The sequence below is a fragment of the Mesorhizobium silamurunense genome, from assembly GCF_014843905.1.
Lineage (GTDB): Bacteria > Pseudomonadota > Alphaproteobacteria > Rhizobiales > Rhizobiaceae > Mesorhizobium > Mesorhizobium silamurunense.
The window spans coordinates 150400-167652 of the sequence record NZ_LPVS01000038.1; the positions used below are offsets into that span (position 1 = coordinate 150400).

Annotated in this window: 11 protein-coding genes and 4 pseudogenes; 6 read left to right on the top strand and 9 right to left on the bottom strand. The window is 58.9% G+C overall.

Annotation, left to right across the window (positions count from 1 at the left end; translation table 11 throughout):
• Window positions 1-55: 55 nt before the first annotated feature.
• On the bottom strand, window positions 56-883 hold the full coding sequence (locus AU465_RS36445; RefSeq protein ID WP_246505993.1) for a hypothetical protein: 828 nt from the start codon (window positions 881-883) through the stop codon (window positions 56-58).
• A 16-nt stretch (window positions 884-899) separates the two neighbouring features.
• Window positions 900-1586, bottom strand: a complete 687-nt coding sequence (locus tag AU465_RS36450) for a hypothetical protein (protein ID WP_246505995.1) — start codon at window positions 1584-1586, stop codon at window positions 900-902.
• Window positions 1587-1999: 413 nt separating this feature from the next.
• Here AU465_RS36450 and AU465_RS11210 point away from each other — a divergent pair, with 413 nt between their 5' ends.
• Window positions 2000-2968 (top strand): hypothetical protein, encoded by a 969-nt coding sequence (locus tag AU465_RS11210; protein WP_192246857.1) that lies wholly within the window; start codon window positions 2000-2002, stop codon window positions 2966-2968.
• A gap of 123 nt (window positions 2969-3091) precedes the next feature.
• Here AU465_RS11210 and AU465_RS11215 read toward each other — a convergent pair.
• Window positions 3092-3377 (bottom strand): annotated as a pseudogene (locus AU465_RS11215) (IS6 family transposase); the annotation flags it as partial.
• 1150 nt (window positions 3378-4527) lie between these two features.
• On the opposite strand from AU465_RS11215, the gene AU465_RS11220 reads away from it, so the two are divergent.
• On the top strand, window positions 4528-7032 hold the full coding sequence (locus AU465_RS11220) for a Ulp1 family isopeptidase (protein WP_192246859.1): 2505 nt from the start codon (window positions 4528-4530) through the stop codon (window positions 7030-7032).
• 219 nt (window positions 7033-7251) lie between these two features.
• Here AU465_RS11220 and AU465_RS36455 read toward each other — a convergent pair.
• Window positions 7252-7380 (bottom strand): annotated as a pseudogene (locus tag AU465_RS36455) (IS6 family transposase); the annotation flags it as partial.
• Window positions 7381-7640: 260 nt separating this feature from the next.
• Here AU465_RS36455 and AU465_RS11225 point away from each other — a divergent pair.
• Window positions 7641-7847, top strand: a pseudogene (locus tag AU465_RS11225) (IS21 family transposase); the annotation flags it as partial.
• Between the two features lie 55 nt (window positions 7848-7902).
• On the opposite strand, the gene AU465_RS36460 reads toward AU465_RS11225, so the two are convergent.
• The gene (locus tag AU465_RS36460) at window positions 7903-8988 is read right to left on the bottom strand and encodes a YopT-type cysteine protease domain-containing protein (RefSeq protein ID WP_312891240.1); all 1086 of its coding nucleotides are present in this window, start codon (window positions 8986-8988) and stop codon (window positions 7903-7905) included.
• 801 nt (window positions 8989-9789) lie between these two features.
• On the opposite strand from AU465_RS36460, the gene AU465_RS36465 reads away from it, so the two are divergent.
• Together AU465_RS36465 and AU465_RS36470 are read left to right on the top strand one after the other, a co-directional pair.
• The gene (locus tag AU465_RS36465) at window positions 9790-10068 is read left to right on the top strand and encodes a hypothetical protein (RefSeq protein ID WP_246506027.1); all 279 of its coding nucleotides are present in this window, start codon (window positions 9790-9792) and stop codon (window positions 10066-10068) included.
• Window positions 10010-10168, top strand: coding sequence for a type II toxin-antitoxin system YhaV family toxin (locus tag AU465_RS36470; RefSeq protein ID WP_246506000.1), 159 nt, complete (start codon window positions 10010-10012; stop codon window positions 10166-10168). Before AU465_RS36465 ends, AU465_RS36470 begins: the two co-directional genes overlap by 59 nt.
• Before the next feature lie 1687 nt (window positions 10169-11855).
• Here the strand turns inward: AU465_RS36470 and AU465_RS11240 are convergent.
• The 3 genes from AU465_RS11240 to AU465_RS11250 all read right to left on the bottom strand — a co-directional run bounded on the left by AU465_RS11240 (window position 11856) and on the right by AU465_RS11250 (window position 15495).
• Window positions 11856-12686 carry a thermonuclease family protein gene (locus AU465_RS11240; protein ID WP_192246861.1) on the bottom strand — a complete coding sequence of 277 codons (831 nt, stop codon included), beginning with the start codon at window positions 12684-12686 and terminating at the stop codon, window positions 11856-11858.
• Between the two features lie 7 nt (window positions 12687-12693).
• Window positions 12694-13161 carry a hypothetical protein gene (locus AU465_RS11245; RefSeq protein ID WP_192246863.1) on the bottom strand — a complete coding sequence of 156 codons (468 nt, stop codon included), beginning with the start codon at window positions 13159-13161 and terminating at the stop codon, window positions 12694-12696.
• A gap of 375 nt (window positions 13162-13536) precedes the next feature.
• Complete coding sequence (locus tag AU465_RS11250; RefSeq protein ID WP_192246913.1) at window positions 13537-15495, bottom strand: putative bifunctional diguanylate cyclase/phosphodiesterase; 1959 nt, start codon at window positions 15493-15495, stop codon at window positions 13537-13539.
• Window positions 15496-15798: 303 nt separating this feature from the next.
• Between AU465_RS11250 and AU465_RS11255 the strand changes: the two genes are divergently transcribed.
• On the top strand, window positions 15799-16266 hold the full coding sequence (locus AU465_RS11255; RefSeq protein ID WP_192246865.1) for a Ros/MucR family transcriptional regulator: 468 nt from the start codon (window positions 15799-15801) through the stop codon (window positions 16264-16266).
• A gap of 388 nt (window positions 16267-16654) precedes the next feature.
• Here the strand turns inward: AU465_RS11255 and AU465_RS11260 are convergent.
• Window positions 16655-17094: pseudogene (locus AU465_RS11260) on the bottom strand (IS110 family RNA-guided transposase); the annotation flags it as partial.
• Window positions 17095-17253: the final 159 nt, after the last annotated feature.

Below are 17253 nucleotides of genomic sequence, written 5' to 3' on the forward strand. Positions count from 1 at the left end.
ATGGTCAGAAAGGCCTGCTGTCGGTCGAATTGAGAAACTGACTCCCCCTGTTGCCTCACCGAAGAATGTTACCTAACGATGTAGCGGGTTGAAGAAGCGGGGAGATCGCCATCCAGTCGCCATTGATGATTTCAACGGCTGTCTCTTTACGCCAGGCTTTCACCGCTATTTGCACCGTCCGCAGACTTTTGTTCGTGAACCGTGTTTGATCGAGGTTCATCAACCGCTGCAGCACGAGGGCCGCCGAGAGCGTCGGCTCGGCCTCCAACCATGCCCGAATCTGAGCCTCATAAGGCTCAAGCATGCTCGGTCTCTTCGGATAAGGCTTTGTCCGCCGATAAGGCCTTTTATGGGTGGGTCGCACCTCACCGCCCTGCCAAGCCGTCTTCAGATTTGCGGTGAAGCGCTGCAGATCGATGACGACCGGTTCCTGTGGCGTTGCTTGCACTCCACGACGATCGACGCGTCTTCCCAAATCTTCCTGTGCCGAACGGATGCCGGTGAACAGCATCACCGGGTCCGCCGTTGCGAGCATCGCACGCAACAGCTCCTTGTCGACCTCCGGCACCTCGGGATGGGCCAATACACGCTCGACCAGCGGCGCTGGCGGATGATAGCGCTTGATCACACGCGCGCCGATACGGGTCTTCTCTCGCAGCTTGAACGAGGGCTGGAAGAGATTGCCGTGCAGCCGCACTGCGTCGTAGAGACAAACAAGCGCCGCCGTGGCTTCCGCACCCATGAACCTGCCATAGCCGACCAGGCGACGAACGATGGCACCGTTCTTCTGCTCGACCCATGCCTGATCATTCTTCCGATAAGCACGGGAACGCGTCACTTCCAATCCTTGACTTCTGCACCAGGAGACCACGAGTTCATTCATGAAGGCGCTGTCATTGTCAAAGTCCACGCCTTGAAGCGGAAAGGGGAACAACGACCTTGCCCGCTTGATAGCAGCGATGACAAGACCACTTTCTCGCGTCCGCCCCGGCACGCACTCGGTCCAGCCTGTGGCGATATCGGTCAAGACCATCGTTTGCACAAAGCTGCCGGACGAAGAGGTGCCGGTGATGGGCAACGAAGTCGACCTCGACATATCCGGGCGCCGGATCGTTCCAGTCGCCGAAGGTGCGCACCGGAACCGACCGACGCACCGCAGAACTCAGTCCGGCGCGACGGCGCTGCCCGCCGCGAGCTACAGCACGCACTTCCGAAAGCAAGCGATCCATCGTCGCTGCGCTGATCGTCAGCAGCTTGTCGCGAAGTTCGCCATCCAGATCGAGCCGGCCATGCCGCTCAAGAGCCGGCAGCAAAATGGGAATCAGCGGTTTCAGCCGTTTCGAGCAAAGGCGATCGGACGCCTCCCACAATGCCACCAGCGCCTCCAGAACTTCGGCGCCATAAAGCACCGGATATTGTCTGGCGGGCGAGGGACCGGAAGCGCGAGGTCGCAATACCCGGATCGCATGTTTGCGAGGATAGCCGGTAACCGCGACGAACTCGTCCAAAATCCGTTGTTTGTCGGCCCGGCAGCTCGATCGACATCGCTCGACAATTGCTTCAATCAATTCCAACCGTGTCGCCATGCTACCCCGCCCCGCCATCCAGCCTCCGAATGAGGATGACAACAACGGCTTCATCCCCTCGGGACGGCGACCCTATTGGTAACAATCAACGTGAGGCAATGCGGGGTCAAATCCTCACTTCGCTTGACAGTGAGGTCCAGGCCGCCAGTGGCCACCGGTGCTTTTAGCATGGCATAACGTACTGCCGAGAGGTTCATAGACAAGGCAATCCTTCGGACCGTCAGACGAGGTCCGGGAACACCCGTCGCTCCAAACCGGTGATCGAGGACCCGTGAAACGGTCGTGCGCAGTTGATTCGGCAAGGATCCTGACCATGTCTCACGAGCATGATGGCATATGGATTTGGCATGGGTAGGAACGCTCGGCCGGCTGTAGGATAGGACATCTTTGATCTGGCTACAGGAAAGACGGCAATGAGAAATCCAGGACAGGCTTCCGACGACGACGACGATCCCGCCCCGGAGCCGACGCAGTGGTTCGAAGACTTGACCGGGGCACAGGGCACGGAAGCGTGGATGCAGCACTACTACTTGCTGCAGCAACAGCAGGAAGCGGGGCAACCAGCCGAGCCACAGCAAGCAGCAGCCGAAAGTCCGCGGCGTCGTGTCTCTGATGAAGACGTGAGGCTCATCGACACGGCGGCTGTGGCGGCTCGCGGGAGGCTGGGCAAGGATACCATCAAAGCCTATCGTAGCACCCTCCGTTCGTTGTCTAAGGCGCTCCAGCCTCTCGGGCTGAGCCTTGCTAGCCTTGATGGCGATTCGCTGCGCCAATATGCTACAACGCTTTTCCCGCGCGCCATCGGGGGATTGGGTATGCTTGAGAGGCACCGTCAGGAGCTTCGGAAGAGAAGTTCGCGCGCTGGGGAAGGCAGCTCGTGGCCGCCAGTGGATCAAGCCGCGTCCTCACCGGTGAAAAGTGTCGATCAAGACGAGATTTGGGCTGCGGCGGATGCGGCTGATCAACCCGCCCCGTCGCCGCAAAGCTTCAACTCGGCGGAGTTTTGGGCAGGAGTGGATCAGGCCGGCCAGTTGCCCGCCGACAGTTTCGATACAGCGAACTTTTGGCAGGGGATGCCTTCACCCTATTCGCCGGCAGAAAGTGTAAATCAGCCAAGCCCGCCAACGTGGGATCAAGGCCTCGGGGCATCGATCTTCGGCTCGACATATCACCAGCCAGCTTCCTTCGATTTCGGAGAGTACGTCCCCCCGAATTGGGACGACGGCTTTCGGGCGCCGATAGAAATGTTGCGCCAACTGCACTACCATGGTCTACTCCCGAGCCAATCCCAGCAAATGATAACGATCTACATCAGAGGGGAGCGGTGCACGGCCATGTTGGGCCCAGAAGGACGAAGCCAAATTCTTCTCTACCGGCAGTAAGAAAACGATGACTGAGCAGTGGATCGTCAACCTCGATAGGCGATGAGGAAGGTTCGTTGGACCGGCTTCAGGAGCAGGTATCAAAGCAATCCGAGCTCCTGAGGTACGTCGAAGGTCGGGCGCAAGAGCCTGACGAAAGAAGCGCTTCGCCCCCGATAGGTCACGGTTTCGCTGAGGAAGAAAGCCACCGTGTCGCCGACGCTGTCGATGGCGTGATAGAGATACGTCCATCGTCCGCGGACCTTGCCGTAGATCTCATCCATATGCCACTTGCCAGTGACGGATCGCTTGCGCCGGTTGAACCGCTCCAGCAGTTGCGGCGAAAAGTGCACGACCCACCGACGCACGGTGGAATGATCGACGCTCACGCACGTTCGGCCATCATCTCCTCCGGGTCGCGAAGGCTGAGAGTGCCGTCATGCCTGCATCAGCTTACCGAATAGTTTGCGACAAAACCCCGATGATCGTCACGGAATTTGCATGCAAACTCACCTCCATCAAGGTCATCGCTCCATACGCGGCATAACCTATCGACATACCCCATATCTCATATGCATTGGACAGACCGATTGACTTCACTGCTACTCGGGAACTGAGCCATCTTCTCAAATCTCGCCGCAACTAGATCACCAGATCAGTCATGGCGTAGTTTGGCGCACGGCTCTCAGCTTGCGCATCAGGAGGTTGACGTGCAGACCAAAGAACGGAGGAGTGCAACTGGATTCGCGGGAAGCTAGCTGTACCGCCGCCTTAACGAGCGTTTTCCGACGTTCACGCAAACGCCGTTACGAGGGCGACAGACGTGAAGGCCGATCAGCCCGGTCACGGATGCACCGCTCTTCTCTGGTCGAGCAGACAAAGGCGGAGGTCAATTGGGCGTCGGCCGTTGTGGGCCAGGCCCAGGCAAACCAAGTAGTCAGACACCACGGATGCTATCAACAGCGAGGTTCAAAGAGTGGATCGGATGACCCCACCAACGGTACGGGCGGCGGGATGGGTTCTTAGGGAAGGCCGAGATCAGGACCGTACTCGAGGCGTCCGCAAACGGCGTCTTCGCATTCGCGACTATCTGCTGATCCTGATGAAGCCTCGTCACGGCTTGCGCGTCAGCAAGGCGATTGCGCTGCGTCGTGAGCAAGTGGACATGGGAGAGGATCTGGATTCCCCAATTGAAGAGAGGCCTGTCGGTCGAGCAGTGTGTGTAGCGCGCAACAAGCTACGCGCCATCTGCCGCCGGCCAGCGATACGCGAGGATTACGTGCCCTGGCATTCGTCATCGAATGCGTTGCGTCCTTCACCCGGCAGGCCGCGAGCTATCTGTCAGCCCGGGGCCGCAACGCGCGCCGGTATGGTGCCGCTTCATCACCACATGTTTTGTCGTTCCTACGGCTTCTCCCTGATCATGCGCGGGCATGACCTTCCCTCTCTACATCCAATACACCCCCATCGCCGCAGGACGCTCCGAAGACCTTTAGGGAGCTTGATCGCGGAATTCTACAACCCTGCTGCTACCGTCGCGATCGATTGAGCTGCGACACGGATCACCGAAGAAACAGGAAATGGCTGTCATGACCCCAGAGGACGGTGACTTCAGTCCGGAAACGTGGGCTTTCCTGGAGGCCCTGACGAGCCTCACTCCGCCGACCGCCGACCCGGTGGACATGGAAAGCACGATCGGATTAGTCAGCCATCCAGGCAACGTTCCAGCGACGGAGGAGGGCGTGGCTGGCGGAACGTATCCGCAGGTCCACGAACATCTGCAGCCCCACCTGCCCTCGGACTCGCTTGAGGCGCAACTGATGCCACCCTGGGGGTCTGTTTCGCCGCCGGAACCTGTTGCCGGGACGAGCGACAGCACTCCAGGGTTTCCTGCCGTAGACAGGGGAGCGACCGCGAGAGAAGACGACTACACGCAGGCCTTTGGCATCATTGTCGATGAGTTGCCTCATCCGCTGTGGGAGATGGCGCAGGCTTGGCTCGCCAAGGCGCAGAACTTTTCCGGAATGGCACAGCAGATAGTCGAGCAGTTCCGGCGCGACGGTTTCCTAAGGAGTCCGGACGAACACGATGCGCTTACTCGCGCCGGCAACCTTGTTCTGCCGACGGATGAGGGCGTGGCAGGCGGAACATATTCGCAGGCCCACGAGCATCTGCAGCCACACCTCCCCCCGGACGCGCTTGACGCGCAACTGATGCCACCGCAGGGACCTATTTCGCCGTCGGAACCCGTTGCCGGGCCAAGCGGCAGCACTCCTGCCGTGGACGGGGCAGCGACTGAGAGAGCGCAGGACTATTCCGGACAGGCCCGGCAGATGGTCGAGCTGTTCGGCCGAGACGGTTTCCCAGCGAGTCCGCACGAACACCATATGCTCGCTCACGCCGAGCGCCCCCAACTCTCTGCCAGCGCGGCACTGGAGGCCGATCCGGCGGTTCCGGCGCTGGAGAGCGCGCGACCTCTGGCACTAGGTGCAACCGAATGGCTTGGCGACGAGCATATCAAGGCAGACTACGAACGGCTTGCCAAGGAACTGCGACAGATCTACCCAAGATTTGCCGCCCAGACCCACTTTGTGCCGCCCGCGGTCGTCCAGATGCTGCGCTTTGCCTCGGCAGAAGATCTGAAGGAAGCACTGCCAGGCGTTTATGACACCGCGGCCGGGCAAAAAACACGGTTCCTGTTCCTGCCGGTGAATAATGGGCAGCCTGGTGAAGCTGAAGGAACGCACTGGTCGCTCCTGTTCATCGACCGGGGACATCCCCAAGGGCCGCAGGCCCTTCATTACGATTCGCTGAAGGACTCTGCGCAGCTCTCTATTGCAGGCCAGCTCGCTCGCCAATTGGGGGCAGCAGGGTACCGGGAGGGGCATGTAGCGCCGCAGCGCAACGGATATGACTGCGGTGTTGCGGTGTTGGCGGCTACGCGCGAACTGGTGACCAGGCTGACGAACAAGGAACCGCCAGAGAGCGCATCGCTGGATCTTCGAAACGTCGTAACCGATCGTGCGGCCCTGATGGCGCGGCACGGGGCAAAGCGCAGGGAAGTCCCTGAAACGTTTAGCGACTTGGCGAGTAAAGCCCTTGAGACAAGGTTTCGGCTCTCACGCGAGGAGTGCCAACGCGTTGTCAACTGCCCCGGTGGATTGCTCGCTTTGAAAGCCTTTGTGGACAACGCGGCGGCGCTGGCGAAGCTGGAGGTCGGCGCCCAGAACTTCAGCAAGGACGATGTACTGAAGATCCTGAAAAAGCGCGGTGCCGCGCGGGCGGTTGTGGCGCTGCTGGACAAAGCGGAGGCGCTGGCGAAGCTCGACTTCAGCGGCCAGAAGTTTAGCAAGGGCGATATCATCAAGGTCCTGAGCGGGCCGGGCACAGCCCTGGCGTTGGACACCCTGCTGGAGCACGCAGAGGCGCTGGCGAAGCTGGAGTTCGGGCGCCAGAAGCTCAGCATGGAGGATATCGTCAAGATCCTAGGCCATGATGGTGCCGCCCAGACGGTGAAGGCCCTGGTCAAGAACGCAGAGGCGCTGGCGAAGTTGGAGTTCGGCGACCAGAAGCTCAGTAAGGACGATATCATCAAGATCCTGCACAACAAGGGTGCCGCCCAGGTGGTGAAGGTCCTGGTCAAGAACGCGGAGGCGCTGGCGCAGCTGGAGTTCGGCGGCCAGAGGTTCAGCAAGGACGATCTCGTCAAGATCCTGGGCAATGAAGGTGCCTCCCGGGCCGTGCGGGCCCTGGGGGACAACGCCGAGACGCTGGCGAAGCTGGAGTTCGGTGGCCAGAAACTCAGCAAGGATGATGTACTGAAGATCCTGAAAAGGCGCGGTGCCGCGCGGGCGGTTGTGGCGCTGCTGGACAAAGCGGAGGCGCTGGCGAAGCTGGAGTTCAGCGGCCAGAAGCTCAGCAAGAACGATATCGTCGAAATTCTGAGCAAGAGCAGCGCAGCGCAAGTGGTGCCTGCGCTGGTGGAGAACGCTGGCAAATTAAACAATAAGGCTAAATCGCGAGTGTTGGCGGCGGCCAGCAGCCGTCGAGACGCTGCTGCCGCAATTAGAAAATTAAATGAATGACACTATGGCGACATATATCGGCGATACAGTTTTTCATTGCTACGAGTAACGCAATTATAAATATATCTCGCGATCACCTCCAAAGCGGACTACCCGACGTGGAGCGGGCCGCCATTCCATTCAAAGACCGGCCGGTTTTCGGCATTCCTCCTAGGCCATCAACTTGGCGGCGATGTCACGTTATCTGCAAATGAACGCAATGAGACTTTTGCGCTGATCTCAGCTGACAATGGTCACTGACTTCCATTCCGCTATGGCCTGCAGGCGATGAATGTGTATGACGCGAACAGAGCGGTTTGAGCTTGGTGGGACGAAGAGATTTCTGAGGGCGGAGAAGATCGAGACGAAGGTGAATCGGAGAAACATGGCATGAATGAACTGACATTGACCTGCGCAAGACTCGTCTTACTCAACGAGAGCTACGACGGCACGGTCCACATCGTGGACGGCAGCATCGAGGAAATTAGCCCCGGAGGATCGAATCGCCCCGTTCCACGAAGTCGCAGCGCGTGGGTCCGGATTGCGCCAGAAAGCCGTCCAGTGCATCGGCCGCGGCCTTGCCGCAACTATTTCGCTCCGGCACTATCGATGCACGTTTGCCGGCGCTCTCGCTCGTGCTTGGCCACTCGCGCTACAACTTCGCCCGCTATGTCATGCACCAGGACCTGCAGACGCCGCTATGCTGGCATTGCCAGGCAGAGGCCCTTGGCGGGGTGCCGATCGAGATTCTCCACGACCGCATGAAGACGGCCGTCACCGGCGAGGATGCGAACGGCCACATCGTCTACAATCGCTCGCCGCTGACGCTGACCCAGCGAAACGCGACTGCGTAGAGTACGGACATCCAGTTATCGGAAAGTTCGGCCCGACTCAATGCATCCTTTGTGTGGTGATTGTCGACAAGTGCAATCGGTTTGGGTTCCTGTAACGATTGGTGAGGCTTTGGAACAACGACGACATCTCTCGCGATTGAACAGTAAACTCCCCATAGTTTGGATCGAAGAGCGTCGTCACTCCATTCGAAGATGACATCGCAACTGTGTGTGCGCCATCGCCAGAAAAATACAAGTTGACCAAATAGGTCGACCCGTCTTCCGTTATTTTGCTAATCATCCGCAAGAGGCTCGAAGACTCGCCAAATGTGTATTTCTTCTCTTTTCCGGACGGTGCTAGGCCTGCTTCCCGCAAAATGGTGTTGTGTGCCTGAAGGTCGGCCTGGGAAGCTCCTGCTCCCTCTGTTAGCAACAGATGCTTGAGGTTCTGATACTGCTGTTGCCGCATAGCCGCTGAGGCGTGTCCTTCCGATCCAGGCAATATCGCATTCATCCGGGCTGACGCGCTGCGGTTGAGATTGAGGAGCCACTCCGCAGTCAGTCCAACGCAGATGCCGTTTTCATTCGCCTCGTGCAATTCGGCCGTCCTGTATTCGAACAGGGAGGTGCTTGGCCTCGCGGGAGAGGATGTACTGGCGCTGGAGGAGTGTGAACTGTGAGAAGAAGTTGCATCCGCGGTATGCGGCTTGCTGGCGCAGAGTCCCATTTTTTCAGGCAACTCCCCAGAGGACAGCCTCTGCTGCCCGAAACTGTCGCGGGGATGTAACTCCAGCCGGTTGTTGCTGACATCGAGCGTCGGAAGCCCGGCCGGGAGGGCGGGCAAACTCGTCAGGAACGCAGGTGACAGGTCCAGTAGGGCATCGACATCGCCGGCCTCAACCCAGGCCCTGGTTCGTGTCACCGCCTCTTGCCGCTGCTCGTTGTCCCCCTGTCCCGCTTCAGCAGCCCAGGCGTCCAGGATTTGGTCCAGCGACGCTTCGTGGGATGCCGGGGCGTGGAGGTTCGCCGGATCGCCGGCAGAGGAAGTCGATGCCCCAGTCAAGGCTTCGACCCACTCTCCCGAGAGCGGAGTGAGGTCATCTTCTTCGGACGTACCGCCCAGCCGGGCCTTTCCTGATTTCACCAATGCCTTCTCTCCAAACCCTGATTAAGGCTATGCTAACGCGCGCCGACCGTTCCTCGTCATGCGAAATCCATATTCCATTATCATCCTGGTATGGTCAGAGGTCTTCCCGGACCGCTTTACGGCTTCGGTCACGTAGCTGGCATTCGGCTCCAGGCGGGGCGCACGAGGGGGTATAGAGACGCGGAAGGCGCCGAATACTTCCTCGATCTCTCTTCCCGTAGTTCTTGCCGCCTTGTGACAAGAGATCCTGCAATAACCGTGTCAACCGCGCGAGGTGTCGCCGGTCGCATCGAGATATGCTGGCTCTGTTGCCGTTCGGTTTGGATGCCGAAATGGGCTCTGTTGTCGCGCCTTCCGAGGTACGCTTAGGCCGAACGGATTATCAGCACAGTGCCAGTCATCGAATGATCGCCAGTGTCCGGGGCAGGAGGAGCGAAGGCGCCAGGGTCAGAGCAACAGCTGGGTCGAGCAAGAAGCGGTCCGGATTCTCAAACCATGCACCGTCATACTCGAAGAGAGGATGGTCTCCGAGCCCCGGCCGCGATTGCTCCTCGCCATTCCGATCGGGTGTGTGCGGCCGTCCAGATTAATTGCACCTGAAAGTCAGCCATCGCGAGACGATCCGTCTAAGCGGCTTGAGATGGATGTGTTGGGCAGATCGGCGCTCGCCAGCACCTGTCGACCTCGCGAGCGCATGCAGGACGCAGAGATAAATGCTGATGCTGACGTTGGGGTCCCCGGCTTGCACCCTTTGCAATCTCGACCGAGACGTGACGGCGCGCTCCGCCACGATTGGCATTGGCAGCCGCCGGCGTCTACAAGCATCATGGGGCGCAGCGCGCGGGCGATATGGCCTGCCGCCAGCTCGATGCCGTCGACGATGCAGACAGCTGTTCCGCAATGACCGGCGGGCTGCAGGCCACCCTTTCTTTGTTGAGCCGTCAGCGCCGCAATTTCGGCAGGGTGATGCGCTCGGCAGCGGCCGCAAACACTGGTTCCGTTCTTTTCAGCAGTATCGTTGTTTTTCCGGTTCGACAGCGCCAGCAAGATCATCCTGCTCGCGTGGGTAAACGATGACGACACCATGCGTGCCTACGGGAGCAGGACAGTGCCTACGCGGCCTTCAAAAGTATGCTGGAAAGCGGTAATCCTCCCGACGATTTCAAAGCGCTGTTAACAACGGCAAAGGCAACGGCAGAACGGTTCGAGGCGGCAGTCAAAGCGGCAGCTGATGGCTAGACGAACCCGAAACCTACAGCACGCATTTGGGGGCGTTCAGCCCTTCGAGGCGACAACTGGGACCATCCATCGGCAGGTCACCACCGCATTGTACCCGCTTGCCGTTGACGGCGGCCGACCCCATCCGCTTCAGTTCGCGGTTTTACCAGCGCGGTGACCCTGCAAGTCCATCAGAGCCGGATTCGCACGCCTGTTCCTTTTTCGCGGCCGATGTCCCGCCGATATTGGCGCCTGACGGCAAGCACGGCGGCAAACTCCAGCCGATGCATTGGTCGAGCATCACGGGGGCGCGGGCGAGGCACGCTCATTCGCAAGCATGGCGGATTCGAGGCCGAGCGCCACACCGGGACGTTACTTACAATGCAACTACATTTCGCTTTGTCCGGGTCGGATCTCGGACACGGTCTTTTTCAGTTATCCTGCTGATAACAATTATTTTTCACAGTTGGCACGGAACGTGCTTGGATGCAGCAACGCTTTGCAGTTAGGGATCAGGCTGCCCCGAACCGCAGGGCACCGCTCAGAAAGCCGAGGTTTTGATGGGCGTGGCATCCAATAAGGCTTTCTAAGCAATTAGCAGAGTTATAGCACAGGCTCCTTTTATTGACGCGCTATGGATAAAGTATCTCGGATGCCTGTTCTCATCTGGCTGGTCCGGGTGTTTTCGCCGAATTTCGCAATATTGCCGCTCGTCTGGCGTCATCCGGCACTGCAATGAAGGGGTGCAGGAAGCAACAACGGAGAAAGGGATATCCGTGGCCGATGAGCGGAAAGTCTCTTCCTGAAGGCTGATAGGACACCGTTGCCTGGGCATTCTCATAGAACACGTGATGCTGAAAGGGGCGCGAGAAATCACCTCCTATCTTGACGAGTTCTAGCACGAGGTGCTTGGCAGACCTTTCTACATTCTTGGGGGGAGCCGGGACGTACACCATTTGACCGTGGACGCGCTTTCGCAGCGATCCAAATTGGATGTGGAAGTCGCCATGCACCGGTGCATATTTCAAAATGAATGCCGAAAAGCAGTCGATAAAATATGTGACTGGGTAGTCCTTGTGCGCTTGCGCGTCAGAGATCGTCTTGACTTCAGAAAAGACGCCAAGTTCCGGAAGCCATGGGTCTCTTTTTTGTCCCCGGACGCACTGACCCTTTCATGCACGACGTGATGAATTCGAGTGTGTGCCCAAAGCAGTGACAGTTCCCATACGTAAGGGATTCCGTTCCTCTTCGGTTGATCGACATGCTGTATTATACGTTGGATTTCATGGTAGCTGAGGTGCCCAGCCACTCCATCGATCATTCTCTGCAAAACTCGTCTTGAGAAGATTAGGATTATTCCAAGACTTTATTTCACATCCTCGAAGCCCGCGGCCACCCACGCGATCAACGCCATAGCAGCAGCAACCACCAACGGCGCCCCCAAGATCAACTCAACTGTCTCGATGTGCGGTCGAACCGGCAAGTAGAGTCCCGTGACGCACCAAGGGCTGTCGCCGATGAGGTCAAAGCCCATTAAGCAAGGCACATTATCGTGCCAGGACCAGAAACAGATCCACGGAATCGAGAACGCCCACCATAGGCGGACGAACCCTCGTCTAAGGTTCATACGGCACCTCCGCGCACAATCAGCACAGCGTCTCGCACGCTACGCCATCGCCGTCCCGGTCCAGCTTCCGGCCCCACGAGCAGTTGTGCAGATACCATTGCGCTTCGTCGCACGAGCTGATCTGCGAGCAGTACCGCCGTGGCTCGCATGAATAGCCGCTCTGCGCTAACAGCTTGCGGCTTACCATGCCGAGCGGCTGGCTCGACGGCGCCGCGCCATCGGCATGCGACGCGCGCCAATCCCAGGGCGCTTGAAAGTTGCCGACCCACATGCCGACTTTCGCGGCCCCTCGCCTTCGCCTGCTGTGGCGCATAGCGCCGTGGCTGTAGCGCGGCCAATCAAGCGCCTGACCGTGCTCGACCATCCATGTCGCCACGCTGGCGCCGTCGGCGCGTCGGCAGTCGCCTACAAAACGGTGATAGCGATCCCACGTCACGAACGTGCACTGCACCGGCCTCGAGGCTGCCAGGAATGTGTCCAATGCTTCCGCCGATCGCCGGCCGCAGGGATATTCGAAGCCCTTGGCGTCGTCGCAGTATTGCTTGCTCTCCGGCGCGTCGATGCCGTTGAAGCGAATCCGCTGGCCGCGAACTTCTATCGTGTCGCCGTCGATAACGGAGGCGACACCCGAGATCGGTTCCGGCTTCGGCCCGAACCAGTTCGATGCGTTGAGCTCGGGCAAGCGGTCGCTGTGCTGCATGGCGATCTGCGCGGCCAGCGCGCCGGCTGCGGCGAACGTCACGAAGATCAAGCGCCGCGGCACGCTCGCCCACCGCAGCGCGCGCGAGCGCTTTGCGCCGGTGCGTTTGCGCCATTGATCAGACCGATTGTCGTGTCGTGATCTATCCATTGTCGACTTATGCCGACCAGCCCGGCCAGGTACTGTCGATCATGGGCATGGCAGCGCAGTAGTAATCGTAGACAAACTGCCCGGTCGCCATATCCCGGCAACGCCAAATCAAAGCGTAGTTCGGGCCGTAGAACTGGTCCCATGCAACGCCATAAACTTGCGGTCGCGGAACATAGTAGCCCCCGCCGCCATTCTTTGCTGCCGCGCCCGCCGCAGCGGCTACACCCGCCACCGCAATTCCAGTCGCGACAGCGTTGTCGGTCTGTATCAATCGAACGCATTTCTCAACCGTTGCACCACGCCGAGTCAGGAGCGCTGCAACTCGACTTCGATATTGTTCGTCGGCGCTGCCGACCAGCGCGTGGCAAAGCGCTGTTGTGTTCTGCGCTTTTAAATCGCTATCCGAAACATTCGTGTTTGTTGAGCACCCGCTGATGAACACGGCCGCGCCCGCAAGAAATGCTATCGCCTTCATTGAACTGTCCCCCCGTTGAATACTGGGGGTAATTCACGGTGTCTGTCCAGAATTTTATTCAACTTCGTCTACCTGGCCGCGCGGAGCCGGGCCAGCGCAGCGAGCCCAAATGCAACTCGCCGGGCGAGGCCCTGCAGCCTCAAGCCCGACGAGTTCACAACTGATGCGGTCGGAGACCGGATCAACCAGCGAATCCTTCGCCTTCGGCGGGTCCCCCGCGGGCAGCATCCAGGATGACCGACCGATCGAAATGGCGGCCTTTGAACATGCCCCCCCTCAAATGGAGGGGCCTTCATGCCCCAGGTGATCTTGACGGAAAGTTTGCGACGGAATCGAAAAAACCGACCATCGCCGCCAAAGCGCCGGTCCTGCTTTTCAAGTACTTAGCTCCTGATCAAGCGGCTTCGCGGTAATGCCAGGAATGTCATCTATCCGGACAGGTTTCCCGATCAAATAGCCTTGAGCTTCATCGCATCCGAAGCGGCGCAGATAGTCGAGCTGTTCGGGAGTTTCCACGCCTTCGGCCGTTACCTCAATTCGAAGCTCATGCGCCAGCTGAACCAATGATCTTACAATCGCGGCGCAGTCCGCGTCGGTTAGCATATCCTGGACAAAAGACCGGTCGATCTTGAGCCGCGAAAGAGGCAATTTGCGAAGATAGGTGAGGGATGAAAAGCCGGTGCCAAAATCGTCAAGGGCAACTGTGACGGACAGAAAACTCAACGATTGTAGTAATGAAATGGCGTCTTCAAAATCGGAAATCAGCACCGATTCCGTGATTTCGACCTCAAGTCGCTTTGGCTCTAAACCGGTCTCCGACAAGGCCATTACTATTCCATCCAATAACGCCTTGTTCTTAAGCTGGACAGCCGACAGATTGACGGAGACCCGCAAGTCGCGCGGCCATTGCACCGCTGCCAGGCAAGCCGTGTTGAGAGCCCAATGCCCGATGGCGTGAATCAATCCGGTTTCTTCAGCGATAGCTATGAACTCCGACGGAGGGATCGCGCCAAGTGTCGGATGCTGCCACCGCAGAAGCGCTTCAAAACCTCGGATGCGATCGCTCCCGAGGTCGAGAAATGGTTGAAATGCGAGCCAAAGCTGGTCGTTGGCGAGCGCAGATGCCAGATCGCGTTCAAGGGCCTGGCGCCTTGCAGCAGCTTCATCGTCGCTTGCGCTGAAAAACTGGATGGAGCCCGCCCCCAGCATCCTAGCCCTGTGAAGCGCGGTGTCGACGCACCGCAGGAGCTGGTTGGCATCCAAACCGTCAGTGGGCGCCAAAGCGATACCGACGGAGGCCCTGCAATATATCTCTCGCCCTTCGATCAAGAAAGGCGCGCGCATGACATCTATGATCTGTTTGGCCAAGGACCTGATTTGATCTGGCCGGATATCGCGCGCAGCGATTATTGCAAATTCGCCGCCCTCCAATCTGGCGATGCCATCGCTTTCCCGTGTCGATTTGCGAAGTCGCGCAGCCACTTCGACCAAAACGGCATCCGCCATGGCTCGGCCAAAGTGATCATTCACCTCGTCAAAATTGCTGAGATCGAACAAAAGCAGCGCAAAGTGCTGGTCAAACTGCTTTGCGTCCACCAACGCGTTGTCCAGCCGCTCGTTGAAGCTGAACCGGTTTGGCAAACTCGTCAAAACATCCCTGCGAATAGCATTTTCGCTTTCCGCTTGCAGAATGAAGCGTTGGGTAAATTCGGACGCGTGAGCAAGCACCGCACGAAACAGCGTAGTGGCGTAACTCACTATCAGGATTGCGACGGGCAGATTGACGGCGTCTTGTACCCACACAATTGCGACCGCCGAACCGACGAAGATCGGTAGCGTATACGCGATGGCCGCAATGGGAAGGGTGTAAAAGGAAGCGGCGCCGCCCGCGATCATCCCCGCGCTCAGGCAGGTAATGACGACCTGCGCTGCGCTTGTTGCCCCACTAAAAAACAGAACGGGCAGTGCGCCCCACCAAGTGCCGAAAAGGAAGGCGTTGCGCACCAGGTTTTGCGTAGTGCGGCGAGACACCGACCTTGGTTTGACCGACTGAAACGAAGATCTCGCTCTTAGGCCGACGAAACCAGCGGCGACGATGACGACACTCGCCCAGAGGATGGCTTTCGTTTGGTCGGGCGAGCCCCAGACCGCCATGACAAAAGTGGCCGCATTGAGTATATTCGCAACCATGCCAAGAAGCGTGTTGCGAAGCACGATACTGACCTGCTCCGCCCTGATGCGGCCGGCAAGTGGTTCGATCGTCGAGGGCCCGCCAAAAACACGCAGGTCTCCCGCCAGAAGGTCACCGAGCCTTGCGGCAGACAGACGCTGCATCACTCTTTCACTCCCCGCGGTAGAGTAGCCAGCTGCGTGTTGGGCGGTCCCTTAGCACTGAATACTTCGGGAAAAGTAAATTTCAACCGCAAATCCTTTACGTTTCGATCGTCCCTCTCGGTCGTCGCCGAGATACTCGGCAGTGCGGCTAAGGTTTGTTCCTCGGCTAGGTGGGACTGACCCAAGCCTGCCCAGCGAACGAGCATCGCAATAATCCTGCCGATGCATTTGTTGCTTTCAACGACAACCGCCACTATGAAGCAACACTTCGCCGACTGTGTTTCAAGCCGCCTGGAGAGTTTCATGACAGAAGAAGCCGACAAAAACATCGACACCCTCATCGAGCTCACCGCCGATGTCGTCTCGGCCTATGTCTCCAACAATCCGGTTCCGGTGGGAGAACTTCCTGCCCTGATCGGCCAGGTACACGCGGCACTGAAGGGCACGGCCGGCGCCGGCGTTTCCGCAGAAGAACCCGAGGCTCTCAAGCCTGCTGTGCCGATCAGGAAATCTGTGACGCCGGACAACATCATCTGCCTTGAGGACGGGAAGAAATTCAAATCGCTAAAGCGTCATCTGTCGACCCACTATGGGCTGACGCCGGATGGATATCGTGCCAAATGGCATTTGCCGGCGGACTATCCCATGGTCGCGCCGAACTACGCCGCGGCGCGCTCGGCATTGGCCAAGACCATGGGTCTCGGACGCAAACCGAAAGAGCCGGAAACGCCGGCGCCGGCAAAGCGGACCCGCAAGAAGGTTGCAGCCTAGTTTTCATCTATCGAGGTTCGTTCCTGAGCGCGCAGCCACTGGCATAATCCGCGCGGAACGTGAAAGAGACGGCGACCGATCGCGCTTCCCTGCAATCAGCCGGGTGTTGCATGGAATTCGCGACGACCCGCAACAATCTGCCGTCCCGGGTTCGGCCATGTTCTCGCGCGCTGTTATCGAGCGGCCGTCGACATATCGGACCTTGCTGCGTCCATCCTGCTCTTGCCGGGACGCAGGACCTCAGCGAGCAATGCCGAGGCTCCAGCTGTAAATCGTCTTTTGCGGATCGTCTGCGTAGGGATTCGCACGGAGGCCCTATCCTGGCGTCGTTCTCGTCGTTGATGACGTAGAGCAGTTGCTCGATTCCATTGCGTCCGATCGGCGCCACGATCCCGAACTCGGACAGGTGCGCCCGCAACGCGTTCGATATCTGTGTGCGCTGGCGGTTGAGCATCAACCTAACCCGATGCAGCATCATCACACTCTGTTGCTCGGGCGACTTCACCGGCACGAAGCGCATCGTCGGCCGGGTCACCGCCTCACAGATCGCCTCTGCATCTGCAGCGTCGTTCTTCTGCCGCTTCAGATATGGCTTCACGTACTGCCGGCAGCAGCCGCACATCGTGGCCAAGTGCGGTGAATCACGAGCCCAATAATGCGACGAACTGCACGCCTCGATCCCGACCAGGCATCGCGGCAAGCTCTTGAAGAATGCCAGCACGCGCCCACGCGTAAGCTTTCTGCGGACGGCAACCTCACCAGCCGCATCCACGCCGTGTGAAACACGGACTTCGCGATATCTAGACCGATCGTCGTAACGTTGCTCATCATGGCGTAATAGCGCCGGTCGCAGGGACGTTCTGCCGCTGACTTTCTGCGCCATTCGCGGCTCCATTCGCCTCGGCCGAAGCGACTTGTGGACGCTACTTGGTCTTCGACACCCGCCCGCCAGCTCCAACCACGAGGTAGACAGCCCAGTTCTTCGGC

What these genes read in the sequence shown, in the direction of transcription:
- AU465_RS36445 (WP_246505993.1), bottom strand. Translation starts at nt 883, where the DNA reads ATGAATGAACTCGTGGTCTCCTGGTGCAGAAGTCAAGGATTGGAAGTG.
- AU465_RS36450 (WP_246505995.1), bottom strand. Translation starts at nt 1,586, where the DNA reads ATGGCGACACGGTTGGAATTGATTGAAGCAATTGTCGAGCGATGTCGA.
- AU465_RS11210 (WP_192246857.1), top strand. Translation starts at nt 2,000, where the DNA reads ATGAGAAATCCAGGACAGGCTTCCGACGACGACGACGATCCCGCCCCG.
- AU465_RS11220 (WP_192246859.1), top strand. Translation starts at nt 4,528, where the DNA reads ATGGCTGTCATGACCCCAGAGGACGGTGACTTCAGTCCGGAAACGTGG.
- AU465_RS11240 (WP_192246861.1), bottom strand. Translation starts at nt 12,686, where the DNA reads ATGGATAGATCACGACACGACAATCGGTCTGATCAATGGCGCAAACGC.
- AU465_RS11245 (WP_192246863.1), bottom strand. Translation starts at nt 13,161, where the DNA reads ATGAAGGCGATAGCATTTCTTGCGGGCGCGGCCGTGTTCATCAGCGGG.
- AU465_RS11250 (WP_192246913.1), bottom strand. Translation starts at nt 15,495, where the DNA reads ATGCAGCGTCTGTCTGCCGCAAGGCTCGGTGACCTTCTGGCGGGAGAC.
- AU465_RS11255 (WP_192246865.1), top strand. Translation starts at nt 15,799, where the DNA reads ATGACAGAAGAAGCCGACAAAAACATCGACACCCTCATCGAGCTCACC.